Origin of the sequence: Enterobacter sp. V87_3, assembly GCF_029967835.1 — a bacterium.
Taxonomy (GTDB): Bacteria; Pseudomonadota; Gammaproteobacteria; order Enterobacterales; family Enterobacteriaceae; genus Enterobacter; species Enterobacter cancerogenus.
Genome location: NZ_JASCAM010000022.1, coordinates 179,845 through 205,499 on the forward strand (window position 1 = coordinate 179,845; position 25,655 = coordinate 205,499).

The 25,655-nt window shown below is 56.4% G+C and carries 26 protein-coding genes; 11 read left to right on the forward strand and 15 right to left on the reverse strand.

What is annotated here, in order from left to right:
• Positions 1-442 precede the first annotated feature (442 nt).
• Positions 443-1,006, forward strand: coding sequence for a DNA endonuclease SmrA (smrA, locus tag QLG21_RS10155; protein ID WP_282484320.1), 564 nt, complete (start codon positions 443-445; stop codon positions 1,004-1,006).
• Positions 1,007-1,082: 76 nt separating this feature from the next.
• Here the strand turns inward: smrA and QLG21_RS10160 are convergent, their stop codons facing one another.
• Positions 1,083-2,744 carry a methyl-accepting chemotaxis protein gene (locus tag QLG21_RS10160; RefSeq protein ID WP_137848504.1) on the reverse strand — a complete coding sequence of 554 codons (1,662 nt, stop codon included), beginning with the start codon at positions 2,742-2,744 and terminating at the stop codon, positions 1,083-1,085.
• A 140-nt stretch (positions 2,745-2,884) separates the two neighbouring features.
• Here QLG21_RS10160 and QLG21_RS10165 point away from each other — a divergent pair, with 140 nt between their 5' ends.
• On the forward strand, positions 2,885-3,751 hold the full coding sequence (locus QLG21_RS10165) for an aldo/keto reductase family oxidoreductase (RefSeq protein ID WP_042319699.1): 867 nt from the start codon (positions 2,885-2,887) through the stop codon (positions 3,749-3,751).
• A gap of 59 nt (positions 3,752-3,810) precedes the next feature.
• On the opposite strand, the gene QLG21_RS10170 is transcribed toward QLG21_RS10165, so the two are convergent.
• Entirely contained in the window at positions 3,811-4,020 is a 210-nt protein-coding gene (locus tag QLG21_RS10170; RefSeq protein ID WP_101737807.1) for a hypothetical protein, read from the reverse strand.
• A 230-nt stretch (positions 4,021-4,250) separates the two neighbouring features.
• Between QLG21_RS10170 and QLG21_RS10175 the strand changes: the two genes are divergently transcribed.
• On the forward strand, positions 4,251-5,639 hold the full coding sequence (locus tag QLG21_RS10175; RefSeq protein WP_101737806.1) for an aminopeptidase P family protein: 1,389 nt from the start codon (positions 4,251-4,253) through the stop codon (positions 5,637-5,639).
• A gap of 99 nt (positions 5,640-5,738) precedes the next feature.
• Here QLG21_RS10175 and yajD read toward each other — a convergent pair whose 3' ends face one another.
• Together yajD and QLG21_RS10185 are read right to left on the reverse strand one after the other, a co-directional pair.
• Positions 5,739-6,086 (reverse strand): HNH nuclease YajD, encoded by a 348-nt coding sequence (gene yajD / locus QLG21_RS10180; protein ID WP_006174999.1) that lies wholly within the window; start codon positions 6,084-6,086, stop codon positions 5,739-5,741.
• Positions 6,087-6,170: 84 nt separating this feature from the next.
• The gene (locus QLG21_RS10185; RefSeq protein ID WP_006175000.1) at positions 6,171-6,752 is read right to left on the reverse strand and encodes a nuclear transport factor 2 family protein; all 582 of its coding nucleotides are present in this window, start codon (positions 6,750-6,752) and stop codon (positions 6,171-6,173) included.
• Between the two features lie 107 nt (positions 6,753-6,859).
• Here QLG21_RS10185 and QLG21_RS10190 point away from each other — a divergent pair, with 107 nt between their 5' ends.
• The 3 genes from QLG21_RS10190 (at position 6,860) to QLG21_RS10200 (ending at position 9,854) form a co-directional block, all read left to right on the forward strand.
• Entirely contained in the window at positions 6,860-7,738 is an 879-nt protein-coding gene (locus QLG21_RS10190; protein ID WP_101737804.1) for a LysR substrate-binding domain-containing protein, read from the forward strand.
• A 116-nt stretch (positions 7,739-7,854) separates the two neighbouring features.
• Complete coding sequence (locus QLG21_RS10195; RefSeq protein WP_058608903.1) at positions 7,855-8,883, forward strand: LLM class flavin-dependent oxidoreductase; 1,029 nt, start codon at positions 7,855-7,857, stop codon at positions 8,881-8,883.
• Between the two features lie 23 nt (positions 8,884-8,906).
• Positions 8,907-9,854, forward strand: coding sequence for a zinc-dependent alcohol dehydrogenase family protein (locus QLG21_RS10200; protein WP_236347026.1), 948 nt, complete (start codon positions 8,907-8,909; stop codon positions 9,852-9,854).
• A 13-nt stretch (positions 9,855-9,867) separates the two neighbouring features.
• Here QLG21_RS10200 and QLG21_RS10205 read toward each other — a convergent pair whose 3' ends face one another.
• Positions 9,868-10,902, reverse strand: a complete 1,035-nt coding sequence (locus tag QLG21_RS10205; protein ID WP_006175004.1) for an AI-2E family transporter — start codon at positions 10,900-10,902, stop codon at positions 9,868-9,870.
• A 423-nt stretch (positions 10,903-11,325) separates the two neighbouring features.
• Here QLG21_RS10205 and mdtJ point away from each other — a divergent pair, with 423 nt between their 5' ends.
• Positions 11,326-11,688 carry a multidrug/spermidine efflux SMR transporter subunit MdtJ gene (gene mdtJ / locus QLG21_RS10210; protein ID WP_058608901.1) on the forward strand — a complete coding sequence of 121 codons (363 nt, stop codon included), beginning with the start codon at positions 11,326-11,328 and terminating at the stop codon, positions 11,686-11,688.
• A complete protein-coding gene (gene mdtI / locus QLG21_RS10215; protein ID WP_006175007.1) occupies positions 11,675-12,004 on the forward strand; it encodes a multidrug/spermidine efflux SMR transporter subunit MdtI in 330 nt (109 codons plus the stop codon). The genes mdtJ and mdtI overlap by 14 nt, the downstream gene beginning before the upstream one ends.
• 73 nt (positions 12,005-12,077) lie before the next feature.
• On the opposite strand, the gene QLG21_RS10220 is transcribed toward mdtI, so the two are convergent.
• The 4 genes from QLG21_RS10220 to QLG21_RS10235 form a co-directional block, all read right to left on the reverse strand.
• Positions 12,078-12,899 (reverse strand): serine protease, encoded by an 822-nt coding sequence (locus tag QLG21_RS10220; protein WP_006175008.1) that lies wholly within the window; start codon positions 12,897-12,899, stop codon positions 12,078-12,080.
• A 272-nt stretch (positions 12,900-13,171) separates the two neighbouring features.
• Positions 13,172-13,540, reverse strand: a complete 369-nt coding sequence (gene asr / locus QLG21_RS10225; RefSeq protein ID WP_042319707.1) for an acid resistance repetitive basic protein Asr — start codon at positions 13,538-13,540, stop codon at positions 13,172-13,174.
• A 148-nt stretch (positions 13,541-13,688) separates the two neighbouring features.
• Positions 13,689-15,176 (reverse strand): carboxypeptidase M32, encoded by a 1,488-nt coding sequence (locus QLG21_RS10230; protein ID WP_282484321.1) that lies wholly within the window; start codon positions 15,174-15,176, stop codon positions 13,689-13,691.
• A 110-nt stretch (positions 15,177-15,286) separates the two neighbouring features.
• The gene (locus QLG21_RS10235) at positions 15,287-16,540 is read right to left on the reverse strand and encodes an MFS transporter (RefSeq protein ID WP_042319710.1); all 1,254 of its coding nucleotides are present in this window, start codon (positions 16,538-16,540) and stop codon (positions 15,287-15,289) included.
• Between the two features lie 120 nt (positions 16,541-16,660).
• On the opposite strand from QLG21_RS10235, the gene QLG21_RS10240 reads away from it, so the two are divergent.
• The 3 genes from QLG21_RS10240 (at position 16,661) to bioD (ending at position 19,734) form a co-directional block, all read left to right on the forward strand.
• Positions 16,661-17,560, forward strand: coding sequence for a LysR family transcriptional regulator (locus QLG21_RS10240; RefSeq protein ID WP_282484322.1), 900 nt, complete (start codon positions 16,661-16,663; stop codon positions 17,558-17,560).
• 127 nt (positions 17,561-17,687) lie between these two features.
• Complete coding sequence (gene mlc / locus QLG21_RS10245) at positions 17,688-18,908, forward strand: sugar metabolism global transcriptional regulator Mlc (protein ID WP_042319713.1); 1,221 nt, start codon at positions 17,688-17,690, stop codon at positions 18,906-18,908.
• 130 nt (positions 18,909-19,038) lie between these two features.
• Positions 19,039-19,734, forward strand: a complete 696-nt coding sequence (gene bioD / locus QLG21_RS10250; RefSeq protein WP_006175014.1) for a dethiobiotin synthase — start codon at positions 19,039-19,041, stop codon at positions 19,732-19,734.
• Here bioD and clcB read toward each other — a convergent pair.
• The 6 genes from clcB to QLG21_RS10280 all read right to left on the reverse strand — a co-directional run bounded on the left by clcB (position 19,669) and on the right by QLG21_RS10280 (position 25,504).
• Complete coding sequence (clcB, locus tag QLG21_RS10255) at positions 19,669-20,979, reverse strand: voltage-gated ClC-type chloride channel ClcB (protein ID WP_282484323.1); 1,311 nt, start codon at positions 20,977-20,979, stop codon at positions 19,669-19,671. The two genes, bioD and clcB, sit on opposite strands and share 66 nt — an antisense overlap.
• Before the next feature lie 102 nt (positions 20,980-21,081).
• On the reverse strand, positions 21,082-22,230 hold the full coding sequence (osmV, locus tag QLG21_RS10260; protein WP_153688450.1) for an osmoprotectant ABC transporter ATP-binding protein OsmV: 1,149 nt from the start codon (positions 22,228-22,230) through the stop codon (positions 21,082-21,084).
• The gene (gene osmW, locus QLG21_RS10265) at positions 22,230-22,877 is read right to left on the reverse strand and encodes an osmoprotectant ABC transporter permease OsmW (RefSeq protein ID WP_006175017.1); all 648 of its coding nucleotides are present in this window, start codon (positions 22,875-22,877) and stop codon (positions 22,230-22,232) included. Before osmW ends, osmV begins: the two co-directional genes overlap by 1 nt.
• A gap of 9 nt (positions 22,878-22,886) precedes the next feature.
• Complete coding sequence (gene osmX / locus QLG21_RS10270; protein ID WP_282484324.1) at positions 22,887-23,786, reverse strand: osmoprotectant ABC transporter substrate-binding protein OsmX; 900 nt, start codon at positions 23,784-23,786, stop codon at positions 22,887-22,889.
• A gap of 18 nt (positions 23,787-23,804) precedes the next feature.
• A complete protein-coding gene (gene osmY, locus QLG21_RS10275) occupies positions 23,805-24,515 on the reverse strand; it encodes an osmoprotectant ABC transporter permease OsmY (protein ID WP_006175019.1) in 711 nt (236 codons plus the stop codon).
• A 236-nt stretch (positions 24,516-24,751) separates the two neighbouring features.
• The gene (locus tag QLG21_RS10280) at positions 24,752-25,504 is read right to left on the reverse strand and encodes a YoaK family protein (protein WP_282484325.1); all 753 of its coding nucleotides are present in this window, start codon (positions 25,502-25,504) and stop codon (positions 24,752-24,754) included.
• Between the last annotated feature and the right edge of the window lie 151 nt (positions 25,505-25,655).

Consider the following 25,655-nt stretch of genomic DNA (forward strand, 5'->3'; position numbering starts at 1 on the left):
AAACCCTGAACTGCGCGGGTGCCAGGCAGAGCCCCGCATAGCGCTATAAAAAGCCAATAAAGAGTGTCGAAATAAAATAAGTAAAAAAAAACAGAGCCTGTCCGACATCAGACAGACCCTATAGTACACACAGCAGTGCGTCCATTCGCAAGTCCCGCATGTTTTATTCCTTCGGCAGGTCTGATCAGTTATAACAGTTTTCCGCTAAAAAGATAGAGAGAGTAGTGATTGATTTCACGATTTTTTAACTGAAATTTATCATTTCATTAGCGCTGAAATTTTAGTTAAGTTTACTTAAATTATTTAGTGAACGGTTATTTAATATATTCACCAAAATTATATTTGCCCGATGAAGGATCGGTGAAATCCGCCAAAAGCGGAAGATTGAGGCCCGCGACTGGCGCAGGTATAGTAGATGTTCAGATGCAGCCGGAGAATTTCCATGAATCCTGAAGATAAATCCCTTTTCTTAGACGCCATGGAAGATGTCCAGCCCCTGAAACGCTGTGCGGACATACACTGGCAGGCCAACCGCAACACGCGGGAGCGGCAGGATATTTATACCGAGCAGCTGGATAACTTTCTGACGCTTGGGTTCCTGGAACTGCTTCCGCTTGAGGAGCCGCTGGCGTTTAAGCGTGATGGGGTCCAGCAGGGCGTGATTGAGAAACTGCGTGCGGGGAAATACTCCCGTCAGGCCAGCCTGACCCTGCTGCGCCAGCCCGTCGAACGCTGCCGCCAGATGCTCTATTCCTTTATTCGCCAGGCCGGTCGCGATGGCTTGCGCAATCTGATTATCATCCACGGTAAAGGGCGCGAGCAAAACGCCCATCCCAACGTGGTGCGCAGCTATCTGGCGCGCTGGTTGACCGAATTCGACGACGTGCAGGCATTCTGTGAAGCGCAACCGCACCACGGCGGCAGCGGGGCGTGTTACGTCTCGCTGCGCAAATCCGAAGAGGCGAAGCACGAAAACTGGGAACGTCACGCCAAGCGTAGCCGCTAGCGCAGGGCTCGGAGCGGGGCATGCTGGCGCAACACGCCCCGGTTCATTGGCATTATTGTGTCTGCGGGCGCATATGTCAGAAGGTTCCCCAGTTGGCGTCTGCGGCATTTGCCGTGGCCGTCGCCGGGCGCAACAGCTGAGGTGTTTTCACCCCGGTCGGACGTGGGGCAACCGTCTCCTGCACGTTCAGGCGAAAAGCTGCCACGGCCTGACGTAACTGCCCGGACTGATCTTCCAGCGCGGCGGCTGCGGTGGCGGACTCCTGCACCAGCGCGGCGTTTTGCTGTGTCACGCTATCCATCTGAGACACCGCCAGGCTTACCTGCTCAATACCGCGGCTTTGCTCGTCAGAGGCGGATGAAATCTCGCCCATGATATCGGTCACGCGGGTGACCGCCGCGACGATCTCTTTCATGGTCGCACCCGCCTCGCTCACCTGGTCTGAACCGGTGTTTACCCGGTTGACCGAGTTCTCGATAAGCCCTTTGATCTCTTTTGCCGCCTGCGCACTGCGGCTGGCTAAGGTGCGAACTTCGCCCGCGACCACGGCAAAACCCCGACCCTGTTCGCCCGCGCGTGCGGCCTCGACCGCCGCGTTCAGCGCCAGAATATTGGTCTGGAAGGCGATGCTGTCAATGACGCCGGTAATATCCGCAATTTGCCGCGAGCTGTCGGCAATGTTGGTCATGGTGCGTACGACGTTATCCACGACCTGCCCCCCACGTGCAGCGGTTTCAGAGGCGTTCTTCGCCAGCAGCGTCGCCTGTCGGGCGTTGTCGGAGTTCTGTTTCACCGTGGCGGTCAGCTGCTCCATGCTGGCAGCCGTCTCTTCCAGCGAGGCAGCCTGCTGCTCGGTCCGGGCCGAGAGATCGTTGCTGCCGGCGGCTATTTCGCCCGCCCCGGTATAAATGGCGTCCGTGCTTCCGCGAACGGCGCTCACCGTGCCGATCAGCGACTGCTGCATCTCGTGCAGACCGGCTGCGAGCTGGCCCATTTCGTTACGCCCGGAGAGGTGAAGGGTCTGTGTCAAATCGCCGCTCGCGATGGTACGAATATGGTTCATAATGGTGTTGAGCGGTTTTAACAGCATGCGCTGCAGCCCCTGCCAGATGACAATCAGCACGGCAATCACCGCCAGCAGGATCGCCCCCAGCGTCCACTGCATCTGGGTAAAGCTGCTCTGGTTCTCAACGGCGGCGGCCTTAAGCAGGGTATTGTTTTCAGCGCGCCAGCGAGTGTAGACGGCCTCCATATTATCCTGCGCCTGTTGCGCATCAAGATCGCCATAAGCCTGGTAATTGTCTGCACGCAGGTACGCAATCGACAAACGCATCACCTCATGCATCTGCTTCCAGGCGGCCTGCATCTCCTCGGTTAAGGCCGCGTTCTGGCCCTTAACCTGCGGCATTTTCTGCCAGTCGTTGTGATACGTTTCGGCCTTAACCAGTGAGTCGCTGGCGGTACCCAGCAGGGTGTTGATCGCGGCAAGAGACGCCGGGTCGCGCTGGTTTTTCAGATAGCGGATCGCCACGCGGGTGACGGTCACGCGTGTTTTCACCAGCGTATTCACGCTGTCGCTCAGGCTCTCCTGTTGGGCGTTAAGTACCCCGGAGTTCTGGAAATTATGACGGTCGTTGCTCACGGCGGAATAGAACAAGCCTCCCGTGACAACTTGCAGCAGACAGAATATGGTGAGAGCAAAGAGAATACCGGTGATCACGTGCAGGTTTTTCAGCATAGCGGTCGTCCATTAGGATGCAGGGGTTGCATAATTACTATCGTCGTAGCCCCTTTAAACTTTAATTAACTATTGCTTAACTAATGGTTTCCATACGGAACCTGTTGTAAATCCGAGTCATTTTTATGAGGAAGGTCAGCATGAGCAGCATTGATAAAAGCGGGACGTTTACGCTTGGCACGCGTACGGTTAAACGGCTGGGTTATGGTGCAATGCAGCTCGCCGGGCCGGGGGTGTTTGGCCCCCCGAAGGATAAACAAGCCGCGCTGGAGGTGCTTCGCGAAGCGGTAGCAGCCGGCGTCAATCACATTGATACCAGTGATTTTTACGGGCCGCACGTGACCAACCAGCTTATCCGCGAGGCGCTGCACCCGTACCGGGACGATCTGACTATCGTGACCAAGATTGGGGCTCGCCGTGGGGAGGATGCTTCCTGGCTGCCGGCGTTTTCCGCTGCGGAACTGACGCAGGCGGTACACGATAATTTGCGTAACCTTAAGCTGGACGTACTGGACGTGGTGAACCTGCGGATCATGTTCAGCGCGCACGGTCCGGCGGAAGGCTCAATTGCCGAACCGCTGAGCACGCTTGCAGAGCTTCAGCAGCAGGGGCTGGTAAGACACATCGGTTTGAGTAATGTCACCGCCGCGCAGGTTGCCGAAGCGCAGAGCCTCGCAACCATCGTCTGCGTGCAAAACATGTATAACATTGTTAACCGCGGCGATGATGCGCTGGTGGATTCCCTTGCGCAGCAGGGGATAGCCTACGTGCCGTTCTTCCCGCTCGGGGGCTTTACGCCGCTGCAATCGTCCGGGCTGCAATCGGTCGCCGATACGCTGGGGGCAACGCCGATGCAGGTTGCGCTGGCATGGTTACTGCAACGTTCCCCAAACATCCTGCTTATCCCGGGCACCTCGTCCGTGGCGCATCTGCGGCAAAATCTTGCCAGCGCGGACCTTGAGCTTCCACCTGAGGCGCTGGATGCCCTGAATTCCCTGTCGAGTTAAGCGTGCCGATATAAGCCCGGCGATCTTTCACCGGGCTTTTTTCTGACGGGCGCACGGGCTTATTTCGCCCCGGTCGCCACCTGACGGCTCTGCCTGTGCAGCGCCAGCGCCTCCGCCACAATTTCCTGCTTGCTCTTGCGCGTTTCATACGCGGTCGTCCTGACGTATTCCATCAGGGCAGCATCGATGCGTGCGCTCAACATTTTCAGGTCAGCCTCCTTTGCTAAACCGCGCGCCGTCCGTTTGTCGGGATAATCACGGGTTGGCATAGAAAACGTCCTCCAGAATGTGTCTTGTTAATTTGTGCTGTAAAATATGATATCAAGAGAAAGCAAAGTCAATGCATAGTGTGTTCATAGTGAATTTTATTTTCTGGGTTAAGTCATTTTGATGTGTGTATGAAGTGACTTTTATCACCCTTTTGTTTATCGGGTTAGCTATGTGACGGGTACTACGGCATGATAAAACGTCGTTTAGCGCAGATCGTGAGGGTAGAAGAATGGATTATAAGGCAGTGCAGTTGCAGATTACGGAAGCACCCGAGACATTCCCGGATGTGGCGCCCGTCCCGCTTACGGATGACACCCTGGCGTCGCGTAAGGCGAAGATTCTTGCGCGCATGCATGAGGAGGGGTTTGATGCCCTGATGATTTATGCCGATAAAGAGCATGGCAGCAATTTTGAGTACCTGACCGGTTTCATTCCGCGTTTCGAAGAGGGCCTGCTGATCCTGACGCAGCGCGGGGAGGCGACCGCAATCCTTGGCAATGAAAATCTCAAAATGGCCGCCCATTCACGCATCCCGGTGAGCCTGAAACACAGTCCTTATTTCTCACTGCCCAACCAGCCCATGGACAACGAAAAACCGCTCGACGCCCTTTTCCGCGAGGTCGGGTTGTCGGACATGGCCCGGATCGGGCTGGTCGGCTGGAAAATGTTCACCGCAGCCGTGACAGACAATAAACAGTTGTTTGATATCCCGTCGTTTATCGTTGATGCTGTGCGTGAGTCTGCCGGGGCGAATGCAAGCATTGAAAACGCCACCTCACTGTTTATCGGCGGGGATAACGGCGTGCGCACCATCAACAACGCGAATGAAATTGCGCACTATGAATATGGCGCAAATCTGGCGTCTACCTGCATGCTGAACGCCATGAATGCGGTAGAACCCGGCATTCGGGAGGCGGAACTCGGCAGCTATCTGGCCGCGCAGGGGCAATATAATACGGTTGTCACCATCGCCGCCGCCGGGACACGTTTTGAAAAGGCCAACCTTTATCCCACGTTTAAGCCCGTTGAGCGCGGCCAGCCGCTGTCCATGACGACCGGCTTTCGGGGTGGGTTGTCCAGCCGCACCGGATTTGTCATCGCAGATGAAAGTGAGCTGCCGGAAACGCAAAAAGACTATCTCGACCGCATCGCAAAACCCTATTTCGCCGCGGTCGTCACCTGGCTTGAACATATTCACGTTGGCATGGTGGGCGGGGCGCTTTATGCGCTTATCGAATCCGTTCTGCCTAAACACAAATATGGCTGGCATCTGAATCCGGGCCATCTCAGCGCGGAAGAAGAGTGGATGTCATCGCCTGTGTTTAGCGGCTCAACGCAAACCCTGAAAAGCGGCATGATTGTGCAAATCGATATCATCCCTTCCGTGAAGGGCTATACCGGCGTCAGTGCTGAAGAGAGCATTGCACTGGCTGACGCTCAGTTGCAGGCCGAGATCCGGCGCGCTTATCCCGAGCTGTGGGCAAGGATAGAGGCCCGCAAACGTTATCTCACTGACGTGCTTAAGATTAAGCTCAGCGACGATGTCATACCGCTGTCCAACACCGTGGCCTATTTACGGCCTTTCCTGCTGGCGAAAGAGCGCGCTTTTACCTGCTAAGTATGGGGAACGCCGGGGGGACTCTAACCACACCATGGGATTGCGAAGATGACACTGCCCAATCTCAGGCAGTGTCGTTGCCTGACGCACGCGGAGAGGTTATTTCTTTTTATTCATCAACGACTTTAAATCCGCGAAAGGGTTGTAGGTCGCTTCGCCGACATCTTTCTGCGCATCTTCACCCGCCACCACGGTGGTGCCGTACTGATCCGCTTCGGTGTACTTCGAGTGTTCATGGTCGTGACAAAACAGGCACAACAGCTCCCAGTTACTGCCATCTTCCGGGTTATTGGTGTGATCGTGATCGATATGATGGACTGTTAACTCGCGAAGGTTGGAGTAAACAAATTCCCGCGAGCAGCGCCCGCACACCCACGGGTAAATTTTGAGCGCTTTCTCGCGGTAGCCGCTTTCCAGCCGCGCGTAGTTTTTGGGGATCAGAGCCATTTCAGTGATTACCTGCGATTGAGTTCAGGCCGCAAATATATCGCATAAGTCCGCAGAAAGGTAACGGGATCCCGGTTATCGCGCTCAGGCTGCGAGCCAGCGCTGACCGTCGGCCTTCATTTTCGCTTCCAGATCGCTGCCGCGTGTGGCAAATACTCGTCCGAGAGGAAAACCACTTTGCTCAAGCAGGTAGGCGAGGGTGGCATATTCACGCGGGTATTTTGCAACGACAGTGCGATCTATCTCCACCGGGCCCAGCGGGAAGGTGAACGTGCCCATGTCGTAGATACTCTGGCGGTGAAAGAGTTTCCACACGCCGTCGCGTTTTTCGGCCAGATCGTAGAAACGGTTGTGGCATTCGCAGCCAATATTGAGCTTCACATTTTCAGCCACGATCATCGCGTTGGTTTCAAGGATCGCTTTAGTCCCTTCAGCATTAAACGTCACGGCAGGCGTCGCGATAAAATGTTTGGTGCGCAGATCAGATGCGCCCATGCGCATAGAGCCGTCGACAAAGTCGCTCGCCAGGCCTTCAAACCAGGTGATCTCAATCGTGCCGTCGGGATGGAAAAGCTCACGTAGCGCATGCCATTCGCCAAGGTCCCGGTGCATCCAGCCATTCATTAAATCACTGAGTTGTTGTCTGTCATTTTCCAGATTACGCATTGTGTTTCCTCCTGTTATGGGATGGATGCAGTTTGACGCCATAACAGGCTAAAATGAAATATATAGATATGACTGATTAATCATTTTTAATTATCGATGAGGTGGGTATGGAGCTTCGCCATCTGCGTTATTTTCTGGCGGTCGCGCAAGAGGGCCATTTCGGTCGGGCGGCAGAAAAAATGAATATCGTGCAACCGGCCCTGAGCATGCAGATCAAAGCCCTGGAAGCAGAACTGGGTGGCCCGCTTTTTGTGCGCACCAGCCGCCGGGTCGAACTGACTGATGCCGGAGAACTTTTTATGACCGAAGCCCGGCGCACGCTCGAACAGGCGGAGCACGCGAAATTGACCGTGGCGCGCGCCATGCGTGGCGAAACGGGGCGGGTGCGGGTAGGGTTCGCAGGCAATGCTATTTTCAGCGGAAGGTTGATTGCAGACCTGCGCCTTTTTCATCAACGTTTTCCTGACGCTGAGCTCATGATTCAGGAAGTGGGCCCGCAGAACCAGGTCGAGGCGATTCGTGCCGGACAGTTGGATATCGGGTATACCCCGATAAGCAGCACGCTTTCAGCACCGGAAATTCACGTCCGGCGCATCGGAGCCTGGGAGTTCCTTGTCGCGATGACGGACGATCATCCACTCGCTCAGCACCCCTGTTTGACCATTGGAATGCTGGCCGGGAAGCCGCTTGTGCTTTACGACGCGCACGATGCGCATGAGCATCTGTTTATCATGCTGACTCAAAAGCTCGGAGAGCAGTGTCATGTGGCGTACCGCTCCGGCAGTACGCTGAGTATTCTGGCGATGGCGGCGACCGGGTTAGGGCTGGCGTTGATCCCGGCCCCGCTTCAGCAGGTGAATATCCCGGGGCTGGTTTATCGTCCTTTGAACGAGCCCGATTTCACCGCCAACCTTGTACTTATCAGTCGTAAGCAGGAGCCGAGTGCAGCAGTGAACGCCTATCTGGGGCTGGTGGCTGGCACGTGATAAGCGTCACGATCGGTCCGTCAATTTATTTGACCTGGTCAGTGAAAGAAACGGTATTTATTCTCATCATGGAATGCGTAAAGTGGGGGAAACCCGTTTTAACCAGGATGCGCGTTATGAAAAAGATCGGCTTTTTGTCATTTGGTCACTGGACGCCGTCGGCGCAGTCTGCCACCCGTTCTGCGGCGGACACGCTGCTGCAATCCATCGATCTGGCCGTTGCGGCCGAAGAGCTTGGCGCTGACGGCGCGTATTTCCGCGTGCACCACTTTGCCCGCCAGCTCAGCTCGCCGTTCCCATTGCTGGCCGCCATTGGCGCGAAAACCAAACGGATCGAGATCGGCACGGGCGTTATCGATATGCGTTATGAAAACCCGATGTATATGGCCGAGGAGGCGAGCGCGGCGGATCTGATTTCCGGCGGTCGCCTGCAGTTGGGCATCAGCCGCGGCTCACCGGAGCAGGTGATCGACGGCTGGCGCTATTTTGGCTACGTGCCGCAGGAAGGCGAAAACGAGTCGGATATGGCGCGCCGCCACACCGAGGTACTGCTTGAGGCGCTGCGTGGCGAAGGCTTTGCGAAACCTAACCCGCAGCCGATGTTCCCGAACCCGCCGGGACTGTTGCGTCTGGAACCCCATTCTGAAGGTTTACGCGACCGAATCTGGTGGGGGGCAGGCTCGAATGCCACGGCGGTGTGGGCCGCTCAGTTGGGCATGAACCTGCAAAGTTCGACGCTGAAAGATGATGAAACCGGCGAGCCGTTCCATATTCAGCAGGCAAAACAGATCCGTGCCTACCGCGAGGCATGGGCGCAAGCCGGGCATACCCGGACGCCGCGCGTGTCGGTGAGCCGCAGCATTTTTGCCCTGATGAACGATCGTGACCGGAGCTACTTTGGTGCAAGCCGTAACGACAGCGACAGCGTGGGCTTCCTCGATGAAAAAACGCGTGCGATCTTTGGCCGTAGCTATGCAGCGGAGCCTGACAAGCTGATTGAACAGCTGAAACAGGACGAAGCCATCGCTGAAGCGGATACCCTGTTGCTGACCGTGCCAAACCAGCTGGGTGTGGATTACAATGCGCATGTTATTGAATCCATTCTTAAGCATGTTGCACCGGCACTGGGCTGGCGCGACAGCTAAACCGGCCTTCACAGCGAGACATAATGGAAAATCTTGCCCTCTGGTATCGCCGTTTCGGCGAGCCAGACAGCGTTCTGCAACCTGAGGTTTCGCGGCTCAACGCCCGCTCCCCGGAGCATTTGCGGGTGCAAATGCTCTTTTCGCCGGTCAATGCCTCCGATCTTATCCCGATAACCGGCGCGTACCGCCACCGGACGTCATTACCGGCGGTGGCGGGGTACGAAGGGGTCGGGATCGTCACTGAGGCACCCGAGGCGTTTGCCTGCCTTCTGGGTAAACGCGTGCTGCCGCTGAGGGGGCAGGGAACCTGGCAGCGCTACGTGGATTGCCCGGCCGGGTATGCGATCCCCGTGCCGGACGATATCGACTCAACGCTTGCCGCACGGGCGTATATCAACCCGCTGGCGGCACAGATGATGCTGGATAACCATCCGCCAGACGGGAAAACAATACTCCTGACGGCAGCGGGCTCTGACTGTGCGGTGTTGCTCGGACAGTGGGCGCGCCAGGCCGGAGCGCAGGCGGTGTACGGGATCCATCGCTCGCCTGTCCATGCCGGGCGGCTCGCCGCTATGGGGATCATCCCCATTGCTCAGCAGGATACGGCAACAATCAACGCGGTTGCTGCCCGCGCGGACGTGGTGTTTGACGCCACGGGCGGCAGCCTGGCGGAGGCGATCCTGGATGCCATGCCGGAGAAGGGCGTCTTTGTTTGCTATGGGCTGCTGAGCGGGCAAACCTTCCGTCAGCAGCGGGCGCTACCGCGCGTGGCGTGGTTCCATATTCGGAACTCACTGGATGCACTGAGCACAGAGGCATGGCAGGCGGAGTTCGGGCGCATCTGGCCGAAGCTGCGGGCAAGCCTATATCGCGACGCCACCCTCTATCCCCTGACGGAGTGGAAGGCGGCGCTTGCCGCGTATCGTGAAGCCGGAAGGCCCGGTAAGCCCATGCTGGCGATGGGCGTCTGACCCCCCGGCACCCTTATTTATGGCTCATATCGCTGAGTAATACCGCGATGCTTTGTCCGCCCGCGGTTTGCTCAAGGCCGATTTTCACAATGATGGTCAGGGGAACGGAGAGCAGCATCCCGACCGGACCAAGCAGCCAGCCCCAGAATATCAGCGATAAGAAAACGACAAGGGTGGAAAGCCCGAGACCGCGTCCCATCATGCGCGGCTCCAGTATGTTGCCGAAAATGAGGTTAACGATCAGGTACCCCGCCAGCAGAACAAGCGCATCGTACAGCCCGCTGAAGACCAGAACCTGAAGAATCGGCGGGATCGCCGCCAGCACCGAACCAATGTTGGGAATATAGTTCAGGGCAAAGGCTAGCAGTCCCCAGACGAACGCAAAGCGGACGTCCAGAGCCATCAGCATGCCCCAGACTACCGCACCCGTCACCAGGCTGATGGCGGTTTTCAACACCAGATAGCGAGAGACGCTGTCCAGCGCGCGCTGAATAGCGCCCATGCCCTCAACCGGGCGGACCATCATTTGCTGCAGTTTGGCGGGCAGCTGCGGCACTTCCAGCAGCATAAACACCACGGTCAAAAACAGCAGGAAAATGGAGGTCATGGCGTTGGAGAGCTGGGCCAGCAGGCTGGTGACGATGGTCATGGCCGCATTGGGATCGATATACCTCAGCAGCTCTTCAACAGAAATTTCTATGCCCGCACGCTGCAGCCATGGCTCGAGTTGCATCAGCGGGATCGCCAGCGACGAGCGGTATTTGGGCAGCGTGCGCGCCAGCTCGTTCAGCGATGTACCTAGATAGGCCACCAGCAGCACCATGGCGACAATAATAATGCCGATCAGCAGCGTAATGGCCAGCACCCGCGGTATGCGCAGCCGGACCATGCGGTGCACCAGCGGATTGAGGATCACTGCGATGAACAGCGCCAGAATAAAGGGCACGATAATGTCAGCGGCAAAGCGCACGCCGGTCAAGATAATCACCAGCATGCCCAGCATAATGACAATCTTGAGTCCGTTCAGGGTAATGATGGGTTTGGCCATGGACGTTCCTGAATAATCTTTTTATTTATAATAGATGCGAAAGCCGTTTAAAAAAACTAACCAAAATCAAACAAGCTGGGTAAAGAATTGAAAAGGCTTTGAGTAAATTCCTGGCTTATGGTACAAATCAGGCGTGTTCAACTACCGAGGACAATTTTCATCCGCAAAGACGAGAAGCAACAACGCGGATAATTGTAATATTATGGACAATTTGTTCAGGACGTATTTTTCAAAAAACACCGCTGTCATTTCTTCCTCCTTCTGCCTTCTCTTTGGTGAGCAACACTGGCACACCGCGCTGTAGTCACATCTTCTGCCTGAGCTGGCGCTATGCGCTTAGCTGTCTGATTTAATTTCATATTTTTAGGGTTTGCTGTGCTCAGCGGGCCTCGATGGATTATATTCTCAAGCAGGAGAAAAACCATGTTTTACTGGATTTTATTAGCATTAGCGATCGTCGCTGAAATTACCGGCACGCTGTCTATGAAATGGGCCAGCGTCAGTGATGGCAACACCGGCTTTATTTTAATGCTGGTGATGATTACCCTTTCCTATATTTTTCTCTCCTTCGCGGTTAAAAAAATCGCACTGGGTGTCGCCTATGCGCTGTGGGAAGGTATCGGTATTTTGCTGATCACGTTGTTCAGCGTGATGTTATTTGACGAAACGTTATCGACCATGAAGATTGCCGGTTTGACCACGCTGGTGGCCGGGATCGTGCTGATTAAATCGGGTACACGTAAGCCGACAAAACAGCCAAAGGAGCAGACCCATGCAGCAGTTTGAATGGATCCATGCGGCCTGGCTGGGACTCGCTATCGTGCTGGAAATTGCGGCTAACGTTTTTTTGAAGTTCTCGGACGGTTTTCGCCGTAAGTTTTACGGCCTGATGTCGATTGCTGCTGTGCTCGGGGCGTTTAGCGCCCTGTCACAGGCGGTGAAAGGCATCGATCTCTCAGTGGCGTATGCGCTCTGGGGCGGATTCGGTATCGCCGCCACTCTGGCCGCGGGCTGGATCCTGTTCGGTCAGCGTTTAAATAACAAAGGCTGGATAGGGCTGGTGCTGTTACTGGCGGGCATGATCATGATTAAATTCGCCTGATCCCCCTCCACCAATGTTTACAGGCAGCGACATTCGCTGCCTGTGTTACGTTTGGGGGAGACGAAAAAAGACGTTACTGCTGCGCCAGTGCGTCGAGCTTGTCACGAAAGCCGGTCACGGAGAGCGCGCGGTTATCGGCACGCCAGCGGTCTTTGGCGGCGGGCGCAGAGCTTTGTACCCCGATTAACTGCCAGCCGTTGTCGGTTTTTAACATCAGCGGCGAGCCGCTATCTCCCGGTAAGGTATCGCACTGATGCGAAAGCACGCTGTTTTGCGCCCAGCCTGTGACGACGCAGTCCGTGTGGGTATAAAGCGCATCCAGATGATCGACAGGGTAGCCTGACTGCGTGACTTTGCGGTCGGCCGCTTTCAGCGCGGCGGTGAGCGCCGCTTTGTCTCCCTCAAACAATGGCAGCGGGGTAATGCCCGACGGCGGATAACGCAGCACGATCAGACCAAAATCCCATGAAGCAGCCGCAGGCGGCACGATCCAGCCATCGCCATCGGGCTTGAGCCTTTTACCGAGCGACGGATCAACGCGGCCTTCAATCCCGTGGATTTCATAGCGCCATATCCCTTTTAGCGACACGAAGCGCAGGGCGACGGCTTTGTCCGGTTTCCCGTTGGGCGGAGTGAGCAGGCAGTGGCCTGCCGTCAGGGCAAGCTTAGGGGTAATGAGCGTGGCGGTACAGAGGTTACCGCTGGCGGTCTCCAGTTGACCTATGGCATCCCAGGGGGCCTGAGTGGGATCGGCAACGCGCGTGCGGTCGTCATGACCAAAAAACAGCGTCTTGACCTCTTTCGCGCTTATGACGCTTTCATCACCATCATCCGCATGGGTAAAGCCAGAAAAAAGCCCAAACGTTCCCAGTAACAGCACAACAGATTTACGCATATCACACTCTGGTGGGGTAATTATGATTATTAAAAGTGAACCCTGTAAAAATACTATAGACGGGACGGCGCTAAAGTGGGAGTAAAATCAGCGTGCTACAGTCAGGAAAGATAAAAATGGCTTGCGATGAGCGCGCATAAAATAAGGAAGATAAGAATGAGCTCAAACCGATAGCGTCGCAGCATACGCCCTCCGGATAAAAAACGGCGCTGACAATCTGTTCAGCGCCGGTTTACCAACGTGTCCCGAAGGACACGGTTCAGCGTGTACGCTTATGCTGCTGGCTGTGCAGCAGGTTTAGCCGTTTCGTGTTTTACCGCTTTTTTGTGATGCTTTTTAGCGGCCTGCGCTTTCTGTTCAGCCGCTGGCTTGGTCGCTTTTTTGTGATGCTTTTTCGCCGCCTGTGCTTTCTGCTCTACCGCAGGCTTGGTTGCTTTTTTGTGGTGCTTCTTCGCTGCCTGCGCTTTCTGCTCTGCAGCAGGTTTAGCCGCTTTGTGATGCTTTTTATGGTGAACGGTTTTAGCCGGAGCAGCGGTAGTGGTCGTTGGCGCAGCAGCAGGCGTCGCGGTAGTTTCTGCAGCGAACGCAGCAGAAGACAGACCCATAGCAGCGGCAACAACCAGAGCTAATACTTTTTTCATGTTCATACCCTCGAATTTGGTTTTTCAGTTAACCCCACTGCGGGGCCGTTGAAATAACTATATCCCTGTAAATTCTGGGTTTCCGTGAGTGATTGGTATCCGCGTGTAACCATATGTACAACGCCGGGTACGAACCCGGCGAAGGCGGTTACAGATAGCGTGAGGTCAGATGCTCGCGGAAATAGCGAACGTTAAGATCTTCGCCGGTGGCCTGAGCGATCAGCTGTGAGGTGGTGAAGCGGCTACCGTGTTGCCAGATGTTCTGGCGCAGCCAGTCAAACAGAGCGCTGAAATCACCCTCAGCGATAGAGGCCTCTAGGTCAGGCAGCGCCGTACTGGCGGCGTGGAACAGCTGTGCGGCGTACATCGCCCCCAGCGTGTAGGACGGGAAGTAGCCGAAGCCGCCGTCGGTCCAGTGGATATCCTGCATGCAACCGTTGCGGTAGTTGTCTTTGGTGGACAGTCCGAGCAAGGCCTGCATTTTTTCATCCCACAGGGCCGGAATGTCATCCACTTCAATCTCGCCATTAATCAACGCACGTTCAATTTCATAACGCAACACCACATGCGCGGGATAACTCACTTCGTCGGCATCGACACGTATGTAGCCCGGTTTAACGCGCTGGTTCCAGGCGGTAAAGTTCTCTTCGCTAAAGGCCGCCTGGCTGCCGAAACGGGCATGCACCGCCGGGAGCAGGTGCTTCAGGAAGGCATTACTGCGCCCCAACTGCATCTCGAAGAACAGGCTCTGGGATTCGTGGATGGCCGTGGAACGCGCCAGCGCAATCGGCTGCCCGGCCCAGGCGCGGGGCAGGTTTTGTTCGTAACGTGCATGGCCGGTTTCATGGATCACGCCAAACAGGGCGCTGAGCAGTTCGTTCTCATCATAGCGGGTGGTGATGCGCACATCTTCCGGCACACCGCCACAGAACGGATGCGCGCTGACGTCCAGACGACCACCGTTGAAGTCGAAGCCAAGCATCTTCATGGCTTCCAGCCCCAGCTCACGCTGCGTCGCCGTCGGGAAAGGCCCCTGTGGCGGAACGAACGACTGCTGAGCCTGCTTTTCAACAACGTTTGCCAGCAGGTCCGGCAGCCAGGATTTCATATCGCCAAACAGTACGTCGAGGCGAGCGCTGGTCATATCGGGTTCAAAAATATCCAGCAGCGCATCGTACGGCGAACAACCTTTAGACTCGGCGCGCAGACGCGCCTCTTCGCGGCTGAGCTTGACTACCTCTTTCAGATTGGCAGAAAAACCCTGCCAGTCATTGGCGGGACGTTGGGTACGCCAGGCATGTTCACACTTGCTCCCCGCCAGCGATTTGGCCTCTACCAGCGATTCCGGCAACAGAGAGGCCTGCTGGTAATGGCGCGTCATTTCGCGCAGATTAGCCTGTTCAACGTCATTCAGATCTTCCTGCGCCGCCGCTGCCAGCCAGTCGCCCACTTTTTTATCGGTCAGGATCTGATGTTGCAGGACGCTCATCTCCGCCAGAGCTTCACCGCGCGCGGCGCTTCCGCCCGGAGGCATCATGGTAAACATATCCCAGCTGGCGATGGAGGAGAGGTGGGAGAAGCGGGAGAGACGCTGGAATACTTTTACAAGTTGTTGGTATTGCGGATTTTTTTCCATTCTTGTTCTTCCTTCTGGATGGGAATGTTTTCAGGAGCGTTCGTGGATAGTAACAAAATTTCAACACAAACCCTGCACATTTCCTGCACCAGAAAGAAGGGACTCCGGGTCTATTTCAGTCTCTTATGCAAACTCCCGCCCACCAGCAGCGCCGCACACAGCATCAGGGCGATAAACCCGCCGACACCGTTCCAGCCGTAGTTATGCCAGAAGACGCCGCCGAGCGTCCCGGCAATGCTTGAACCGAGATAATAGCTAAAGAGATACAGTGACGACGCCTGGCCTTTGGCACGGCGGGCGCGCGGGCCAATCCAGCTGCTGGCGACGGAGTGGGCGGCAAAAAAACCGGCAGAGAAAAGCAGCATGCCGGTAAAAATCAGCCACAGGGAAGAGAACAGCGTCATCAGCAGGCCGAGCAGCATCACCGCGGTCGAAACCAGCATCACGGGGCCACGGCCAAAGCGTGCAGTCATCGCTCCGGCTTTCGGTGAACTCCAGGTGCCGGTCAGATAGGCGACAGACAGCAGACCCACCACCGCCTGGCTCAGGTGCCACGGGGAGAGCATCAGACGGTAGCCGATGTAATTAAACAGCGTGACAAACGACCCCATCAGCAGGAAACCGGTCAGGAATAAACGCGGCAGCCCTTTATCCCGCCAGTGCAGACGGAAATTGATAAACAGCGTTTTCGGGCGCAGGGACGTCGGGCGGAAGTGGCGTGACGCGGGCAAAATTTTCCAGAACATCAGCGCGGCGGCAAGGGCGAAGAGACCAATCACCGCCAGCGCAATGCGCCAGTTAAAGAAGTCGGTAAAGACACCGCTCAGCAGACGCCCGCTCATCCCGCCGATGGAGTTTCCGCTGATGTACAGCCCCATCGAGAACGCGACGAAGCTCGGGTGGATCTCTTCGCTGAGGTAGGTCATGCCAACTGCCGCCACGCCGCTTAGCGATAAGCCAATCAGGGCGCGCATCACCAGAATGCCGTGCCAGCTGGTCATCATGGTGGACAAGAGCGTGCATACGGACGCCAGCATAAGCGCCGTGACCATCACCTGTTTACGGCCTATCGCATCTGAAAGTGGTCCGGTGAACAGCAGGCCCACCGCCAGCATGCCGGTTGAAATGGAGAGCGAAATACTGCTGGTGGCAGGCGAGACGCCAAACTCATGGGATAAAACGGGCAGGATGGGCTGAACGCAGTAGAGCAGGGCAAAGGTGGCCAGACCGGCCGAAAAGAGCGCCAGCGTGACGCGCATAAACTGAGGGGTACCACGTTTGATGAACTGCACCGGCTGTGCTGCTGGGGGTAAATCATCGATATCGCTTGCCGGATCGATATCGAGGGTAGATGTACGACTCACACGGTTTCCTTGCTTAACATCCCCGGGATGACGGGTGACGAATATGACCACAGGATCAGAGTAGGAAAATGTAAATATTCTGTCTAATATATTAATAATCTCAAATGATACTTTAGAAATATGAATATCGAGCTGCGTCACCTACGTTACTTCGTCGCGGTCGCTGAGGAGCTGCATTTTGGCCGCGCCGCCGCGCGTCTGAATATCTCCCAGCCCCCGTTGAGCCAGCAAATTCAGATCCTCGAGCAGCAGATTGGGGCACGCCTGCTTGCCAGGACTAACCGCAGCGTAAGCCTGACCGCGGCGGGCAGGCAGTTTCTTGCCGATAGCCGACACATTCTGGGCCTGGTGAACGACGCCGCCGCCAGGGCGGAACGCCTGTACATGGGCGAAACGGGGGAGTTACGCATCGGTTTTACCTCCTCGGCACCCTTTATCGGTGCAGTATCGGCCACGCTTTCCTCGTTTCGCCGTCACTCTCCGGACGTGCATATTCAGACCCGCGAAATTAATACCCGTGAGCAAATTTCGCCCCTCAACGAAGGGTCGCTTGACCTCGGGCTGATGCGCAATACTCTGCTCCCCGACACGCTGGCGTGGGAGGTTATCCTGCGCGAGCCGCTGATGGCGATGATCCCGCGCGATCATCCGCTGGCCGCAAAGCCCGTCGTCACCCTGACAGAGCTGGCAGCTGAGCCGTTTGTCTTTTTTGATCCGCAGGTGGGCACAGGCCTGTATGATGATATCCTTGGATTACTGCGTCGCTACGATCTCACGCCAACGATCGCCCAGGAGGTGGGAGAGGCGATGACGATTATCGGCCTGGTGGCGGCAGGGCTGGGGGTTTCGATCTTGCCGGCCTCCTTTAAGCGGGTGCAGCTGCGCGAGATGCGCTGGGTTGCGCTTGCCGAAGAGGATGCGGTCTCTGAGATGTGGCTGGTGTGGTCAAAACATCATGAACTGAGCCAGGCGGCACAGCGTTTTAAAAAGCAGCTTATCAGCGCCTCACAGGGGCGATAAATACAGGGAAAAGTGGGCAGAAATGTGCTGTAAATCACATGGCTAAGTAAAAATTTGACGGCGGCCATTGAAGTGCTTCACCATAGCCCACAGTTTATTTCGAAGCTCGAAAATAAGGGAGTACGAGGTGGTTGCTGATAGTCAGCCAGGGCATATTGATCAGATTAAGCAGACCAACGCTGGCGCGGTGTATCGCCTGATTGATCAGCTCGGACCGGTTTCGCGCATCGATCTTTCGCGCCTGGCTCAACTGGCGCCTGCCAGTATCACGAAAATTGTTCGCGAAATGCTGGAAGCCCATCTTGTTCAGGAGACAGAAATCCAGGAGCCGGGCAGCCGTGGACGTCCGGCGGTAGGGCTGATTGTCGAAACCGAGGCCTGGCATTACCTCTCGATGCGCATAAGCCGCGGTGAAATCTTCCTTGCCCTGCGTGATTTAAGCAGCAAGCTGGTGGTGGAAGACCGTCTGGATCTGCCGCTTGATGCCGAACAGCCGCTCCTTGACGCCATTCTCACTCATATCGACCAGTTTTTTATACGCCATCAGCAGCGCCTTGAGCGCCTGACGGCGATCGCCATCACCCTGCCCGGCATCATTGATACGGAAAATGGCATTGTGCATCGCATGCCGTTTTACGACGGCGTGAAAGAGATGCCCCTTGGCGATGTGCTGGAGAGCCATACCGGGGTGCCCGTCTATATTCAGCACGACATCAGCGCCTGGACGATGGCGGAAGCCTTGTTTGGTGCCTCGCGCGGCGCGCGGGACGTGATTCAGGTGGTTATCGATCATAACGTCGGGGCCGGCGTGATTACCGACGGACGCTTGCTGCATGCCGGAAGCAGTAGCCTGGTTGAAATTGGTCATACTCAGGTCGATCCGTACGGTAAGCGCTGCTATTGCGGCAACCACGGCTGCCTGGAAACCATTGCCAGCGTAGAAAGCGTGCTGGAGCTGGCGCAGGTGCGTCTGAGCCAGTCGATGAGTTCCTCGCTTCACGGCCAGCCCTTAACCGTCGATTCCCTGTGCGCCGCCGCGCAGCAGGGCGATCTGCTGGCGAAGGACATCATTACCGGCGTGGGGAATAACGTGGGCCGGATCCTCGCCATCATGGTCAATCTCTTTAATCCACAAAAAATTCTGATTGGTTCGCCGCTGAGCCAGGCACCCGATATTCTCTTCCCGACAATATCCGCCTGCATCAACCAGCAATCTCTGCCCGCGTACAGCAAGAATATCGTGGTTGAAAGCACCCAGTTTTCTAACCAGGGCACTATGGCCGGCGCGGCGCTGGTCAAAGACGCAATGTATAACGGTTCTTTACTGATCCGTTTGCTTCAGGGTTAACTCTTTTCCAGAGATGTACGAAAAATTGCGCTATCTCAAGCCGGGTAGCGCAGGCATCCCGTAGACTTCCTCCACTGAATTATTTACCTGGTTTATATTTTCAAAGCATACCCAAGGGGTGGAGTGAGTCATGCTTAAGCGTTTCTTTGTAACTGGTACTGATACTTCTGTCGGGAAGACTGTTGTATCCCGCGCGCTATTGCAGGCCCTGGCGGCGAGCAATAAACGCGTTGCAGGCTACAAGCCGGTCGCAAAAGGCAGTAAAGAGACGCCAGAGGGGCTGCGCAATAAAGATGCTCTGGTCCTCCAAAGCGTCTCATCCCTGGAGCTGCCTTATCATGCGGTCAATCCGATTGCGTTAAGCGAAGATGAAAGCAGCGTGGCGCACAGTGGCCTGATCAATTACACGTTGTTATCTGATGGGCTGGCGAACCTCAGCGCGCAAGTGGATCACGTGGTGGTCGAAGGCACCGGCGGCTGGCGCAGCCTGATGAACGATTTGCGTCCGCTCTCGGAGTGGGTGGTGCAGGAACAGCTGCCGGTGGTGATGGTGGTGGGGATCCAGGAAGGGTGCATCAACCATGCGCTGCTCACGGCCCAGGCTATCGCAAACGACGGCCTGCCGCTAATTGGCTGGGTGGCGAACCGCATTAACCCGGGGCTGGCACATTACGCTGAAATCATTGACGTGCTTAGCAAAAAATTACCCGGGCCGCTGGTGGGCGAACTGCCTTACCTGCCGCGTGCCGAGCAGCGCGAGTTAGCGCAATACGTCGACCTCTCTGCTCTCGGCGGGATGTTGTCCGTAGATAGAGTCGTGGCGTAACGTCCGCGAAAGCACCGATGCGACCACGCACGCAACCAGCAGGCCGGGCAGTAAGACATACTGCCCGGTCATTTCGCACACCATTAATGCCGACATGATTGGCGCATGCGTGGTCGCCGCGAGCAAGGTCGCCATTCCCGCCAGCCCCAGTAAAATCGCCGTTTCAGACCCCGGTAACCACAGCGCAAAAATCTGCGCAAACAGCATGCCCGTCCCCATGCCAATAAACAGCGTGGGCGTAAATACCCCGCCCGGCGCGCCTGAGCCGCTACTGGCCAGCACCGCCAGCAGCTTGCAGAGAAACACCCCCGCAATCACCGACAGCAGCGGCGGCGCGAGAAGAAAGGCCTGCACCACGCTGTAACCATTGCCCCACACTTTAGGCGTGATAATCGACAATGACCCGACGATCAGCCCGCCAAGCGCCAGCTGCAACGGTGGCGTCAGCTTCAGCCGCAGAAACAGGGCGTGGCTGTAGGTCATGAGCCACATCAGCAGCGGACCGCAGACGCCCGCGATCAGCCCCATCCCCACAATCAGAGAGTAATCCGCTGCGCTGAGCGCCTGGCTAAGATGCACCTCATAGAGCGTGTTGGCTCCGGGGCTTAACAGACGAGTGGTGAGCAATGCCACCACGGCGGCGATGACCACCGGCCCGAGGGAGGCCAGCATCAGCGTCCCGAAGAGGATTTCTGCAATAAACAGACTGCCCGCCAGCGGCGCGTGGTAGGCACTTGCCATCCCGGCGGCGGCTCCGCAGGCGATCCACAGCTTCCACTCTGATTTTGGCGTGAAGCGCTGGGCAAAGAAGGAGGCGGCGAGGGCGGCGAGCAGGATCATCGCACCTTCCCGGCCAATGGCGCTGCCGCTGGCAACCACCAGCAGCGAGGCGAGCGACTTCACCAGGCTGGCCCCATAGTCAAACTGCCCATCGCCGGTCTCCAGCGCTTCCATATAATCCGTGGGCGCGTGCGGGCGTTGTGCCGTAAAGCGTTGCCATCCCCACAGCAATAGTCCGGCGGCCAGCCCGCCGAGTGCAGGCGTTAATGCCCGTCGCCAGGGCGATAATGCGGCGGCGGCGTTCACCAGGCTGCCGCTGCTGTTACTGAGAAACAGCCACTCCAGCAGATACATAGAATGCCGAAACAGGGCCACGGCCAGCGCGGCCAGTACGCCAGTCAGGGTGGCGATCAGCAGGCGGCGAAACATCGCGCGGATGTCGGGGTAGGCATGTAGACGTTGCATGGGTCACGTGTAAACGGGAAAGATACAATATTGTGGCGGGAAATCGCGGGGTTAGCAAAAGGTATGCGTGCGAAAAAGCCGGGCAACGCCCGGCCAGAAAGGTTAACTGTCGCTATGGATATTCAAGGCCCGACGCGTGCGCCCTGAACTAAGATATTCCGCGATGTAATCTTGAGAAATCTCGCCGTTGTAGCGCCCCTCTTCATCGACGATAGGCATCCAGCTGGTGTTACTTTCATACAGACGGGACAGCACCACGCGCAGGTTATCTTCCGCTTTGCCGGTCATGCGGAACGGATGGATGATATCGCCGCAGGCACCGCTGGCGTTACGGGCTTCACGGCGCTTAACGAACCCCAGCGGCTTGCCCAGCTCGTCGACAACGGTAATGGCACGGATATCGTTGTCATCCATGGTGGCAAACGCCTCCGAAAGCGAGGTAGACGGACGCACGGTTATTGTCGGCTGCTGATCGGTAACATCCCCGGCAGACACCAGCAGCAGGCGCTTCAGGGTACGGTCCTGCCCGACAAACGAGCCGACAAATTCATTTGCCGGTTTTGCCAGCAGCTCGTCAGGGCTGGCGCACTGAACAATGCGTCCCTGGCGGAACACGGCAATACGGTCGCCAAGCTTCAGCGCCTCGTCAATGTCGTGGCTGACCAGCATGACCGTCTTTTTCAGCTTGCGCTGCATCTCGAGGAACTGGTTCTGGATCACTTCGCGGTTAATCGGATCGACCGCACCGAAAGGTTCATCCATCAGCAGTACCGGAGGATCGGCTGCCAGGGCGCGGATCACGCCGATACGCTGCTGCTGGCCGCCCGACATTTCACGCGGATAGCGGTTAAGGAACTTATGCGGATCCATGGCAACCATGTCCATCAGCTCCGCAGCGCGCGATTTGCAGCGTGCTTTGTCCCAGCCCAGCATGCGCGGCACAACGGTGATGTTCTCTTCGATGGTCATGTTCGGGAACAGGCCAATCTGCTGAATAACATAGCCAATATTGCGACGCAGGGTCACGGTATCCATCTCGCTGGTGTCCTTGCCGTTTACCAGAATTTTCCCGCTGCTCGGGGTGATAAGGCGGTTAATCATCTTGAGCGTGGTGGTTTTACCGCAGCCAGACGGGCCGAGCAGAACGCACATTTCCCCTTCCGGGACGTTCAGATTAACGTTATCCACGGCTTTAACGGTCTGGCCGTGCTTCTGTGAAAATTGTTTGGTGAGGTTTTCCAGTTTTATCATTATCGAATCCCCTTCGGAGTCAGGACGATCTGCAGTCGATGGAGTAACCAGTCGAGCACAATCGCTAAAAGACAAATCATCAATGCGCCGGCAATCAGCATACGAATATCGCTCCCGCCAATGCCGTTAAGCAGCAGCAGACCCAGACCGCCCGCGCCAATCACCGCGGCGATGGCCATCACGCCGATGTTCATTACGACGGCGGTACGGATCCCGCCAAAAATCACCGGTAACGCCATCGGGATTTCCACCCAGCGCAGGCGCTGCCAGAAGGTCATGCCAATTCCGCGACCCGCCTCACGCAGGCCCGGCGGCAGGCTGTCGAGCGCCGTATGGGTATTTCGCACAATCGGCAGCAGGGAGTAGAGGAATACCGCTGTAACGGCGGGCAGCGCGCCGATACCCTGGCCGACAAGCGAGAAGAGGGGGATCATCAGGCCGAAGAGGGCAATGGACGGGATGGTGAGCACAATGGTGGCAATGCCCAGCACCGGCGTTGCCAGCCATTTGTGGCGAACAATCAAAATCCCCAGCGGAACGCCGATAATAATGGCAAGGCCGACGGCCAGCGCGACCAGCCACAGGTGCTGCAGCGTCAGCATCAGCAGGTAATCCCAGTTGTCTAAAATGTAGTGAACCGTATCCATAGCGTCTCCTTACAGCAGATTCTTGCTACGCAGGAAATCACGGGCGACCTGCTGCGGTGACTGATGATCGATATCGACCTTTTTATTCAACTCGGTGATAACGTCGTTATTGAGCTGGGCCGAGAGGGTGTCCAGCGCCTCTTCCAGACCAGGGTTAGCGTCCAGTGTGTCTTTGCGCACGACCGGTGTAACCGCGTAGCTTGGGAAGAAGCCTTTATCATCTTCCAGCACTTTGAGATCGAAACCTTTTACGCGCCCGTCGGTGGTGTAAATCAGCCCGGCATCGACAAAGCCATCGCGCACCGCGTTATAGACCAGACCGGGGTCCATCTGGCGGATTTGCGGGCGATCCAGTGGCATGTTGTACGCCGCCTGCAGCGGCTTCATGCCGTCGCTGCGCCCGGCAAATTCAAGGTCGAGACCCAGCAGCCAGTTGTTATCAGGATCGGTTTTGCGGATGTGCTCAATCTTCGCCACCATCTCTGACATGGTCGTGATATGTTCCGCCTCGGCGCGTTTGCGCTGCATCGCGAAAGCATAGGTGTTGTTCATATCAGCAGGCTTGAGCCACACCAGACCGTGCTTCGCATCCAGGCGTTTTACCGTTTCGTAAGACTCCTGCGGCGACATACGTTTATTGATGTGGTTAAAGATGATCAACGACGTACCGGTATATTCCCAGGTCATATCAATCTGTTTATTGATCATCGCATTGCGGGAGATCACCGTGGCGATATTGGTTTGCGGCTGAACCTGAAAACCCTTTTTTTGCAGATACTGCACGGTCATGGCTGACAAAATGTGTTGCTCGGTAAAGCTCTTGGTCGCCAGGATTAGCGGGGCGGCGAACGTCTGGCTGGTAAAGAGCGCGGCGGCGCAAAACGCCGTCAGGCCGGAAAACAGTCTCATAAAAGCTCCTTGTTATAATTATCGAGCGAGATGCGGGCTCATCAGGCGGCCCAGCGCCGCCAGCAACGTATCCAGAATCAGGGCGAACAGGGCGGTGGCCGCGGCACCCAGAATCAGCGTCGGGAAGTCGTTGAGGTAGATCCCCGGAAAAATCAGCTCGCCGTAGCTGCTGGCACCAATCAGGAAGGCCAGCGGTGCCGTACCGACGTTAATAGCGGTGGCGATGCGGATGCCGGAGAGCATCACGGGCCAGGCGTTAGGGATTTCAACCTGGCGCAAACGCTGCCATTTGGTCATCCCGATCCCGTTGGCGGCTTCCAGCAATGACGCCGGAACGGAGCACAGCCCGGCATAGGTATTGCGGACAATGGGCAGCAGCGACGCGAGGAACAGCGCGATGATCGCGGGGGTATCGCCGATACCAATCACGACCATTGCCAGCGCGAGAACCGCCAGCGGTGGCAGCGTGTTACCGACGTTAAATATTTGCATCACGTATTCCGCCACGCCTCGCGCAGCCGGGCGGCTGAGCAAGATCCCACTGGGAATACCGACCAGCAGGGCAAAGAACATGGACGAGAACACTAAAATCAGATGTTGTTGCCCGAGATAGACCAGGTCAACCTGCCGCGCCTTGATCGTCTCCAGCCCAATACCCCAGGTGAGGAGGGCGAGAACCACGATAATCGCGCCGACAAAAAGCAGCGAACGTTTAAGTAATGGGTGCATTGCGGTGTGTCTCCCTGTGCGCATGCGTTATAGCAACCTGGGTTGCCTGTTGTTATGCCATGTTTCGGCAGGGGTATAAGAGCTATAGCAAGCGTTTGGGACGGGTTCCAGCGAAGGGGTAAAATCAGTAACCCTATGAAACTAGTGAGATCAAGGGTTAAGCCTTACGGGGTAAGGGTTCGTATGGGGCGGGCAGAATTGTCTGAAAGCGATCTTATAAAAGTGACACTGTAACTTTATTGCCTCGGCCCACGTATATTGGTACGCACCCGGCGTACGCGAAGGGAGGTGCTAATGATGGAAAAGGCAGCAACGAGCACCAGCATCAGCCCCAGCGCCAGCATTGCGGTAAATCCAAACCAGCGGAACAGGATAAGCCCTGCAATACCGCCCGTGATAAAGGAGAAAAGGGTTGTTAAATGGGTTTTCAGCTGGCTTTTCTGCGCTGCCGTATCTTTGGAATAATCCCGACGCATCATGGCGACCACCACGGAGGCCAGCGATATCCCCGCATCGGTCAGCGTCCCGGTAATGTGCGTGGATCGGACGCGTCCACCAGAAAGCTGAGTAGAGGTGGAATTATGAATCCCCATTAACCCGCAGAGGAAAATAATAATTTCCCGGTTGGTGGAGAAGGCGTGAAAATAGATTTCATATAAGGCTACCCCGGTCAGTAATATCCCTTCCACCAGCAGAACCTGGCTAAATACCAGCCTGACATTATGGATAACGCCCCACAGGACAATCATGCGCGCCACTATCGCGCCCGTGACAAACGCCAGAATCAGCGTGCCGAAGAAAAGGATATCGTCCAGATCCGTCGAGGAGACTTCGCTGGAGAGCTGTGACGTGTTGCCGGTCATATGTGACGGAAAAAAGCCAAACGCCCCCAGCGCAATGGCGTTCAGCACCCCTGCAGAGGTCGCCAGCCACAGTGCAAGCCGCCGATCCTCCCGGTGCGTGCGCGCTTTTTTAAATTTAATCAGCAAGGAATACCTCCGGTTTGCGACCTGCCTCAACAGTCAGACTAGCAAAGCGGCATCACGGGCTGACCAGGATAGTGCTTAATTCGTATCCTGAGAATGTCACCTCAACTAATGCCGGGACGTGAGGCGGTTGACGTTTTAAAAATCCGTCAGT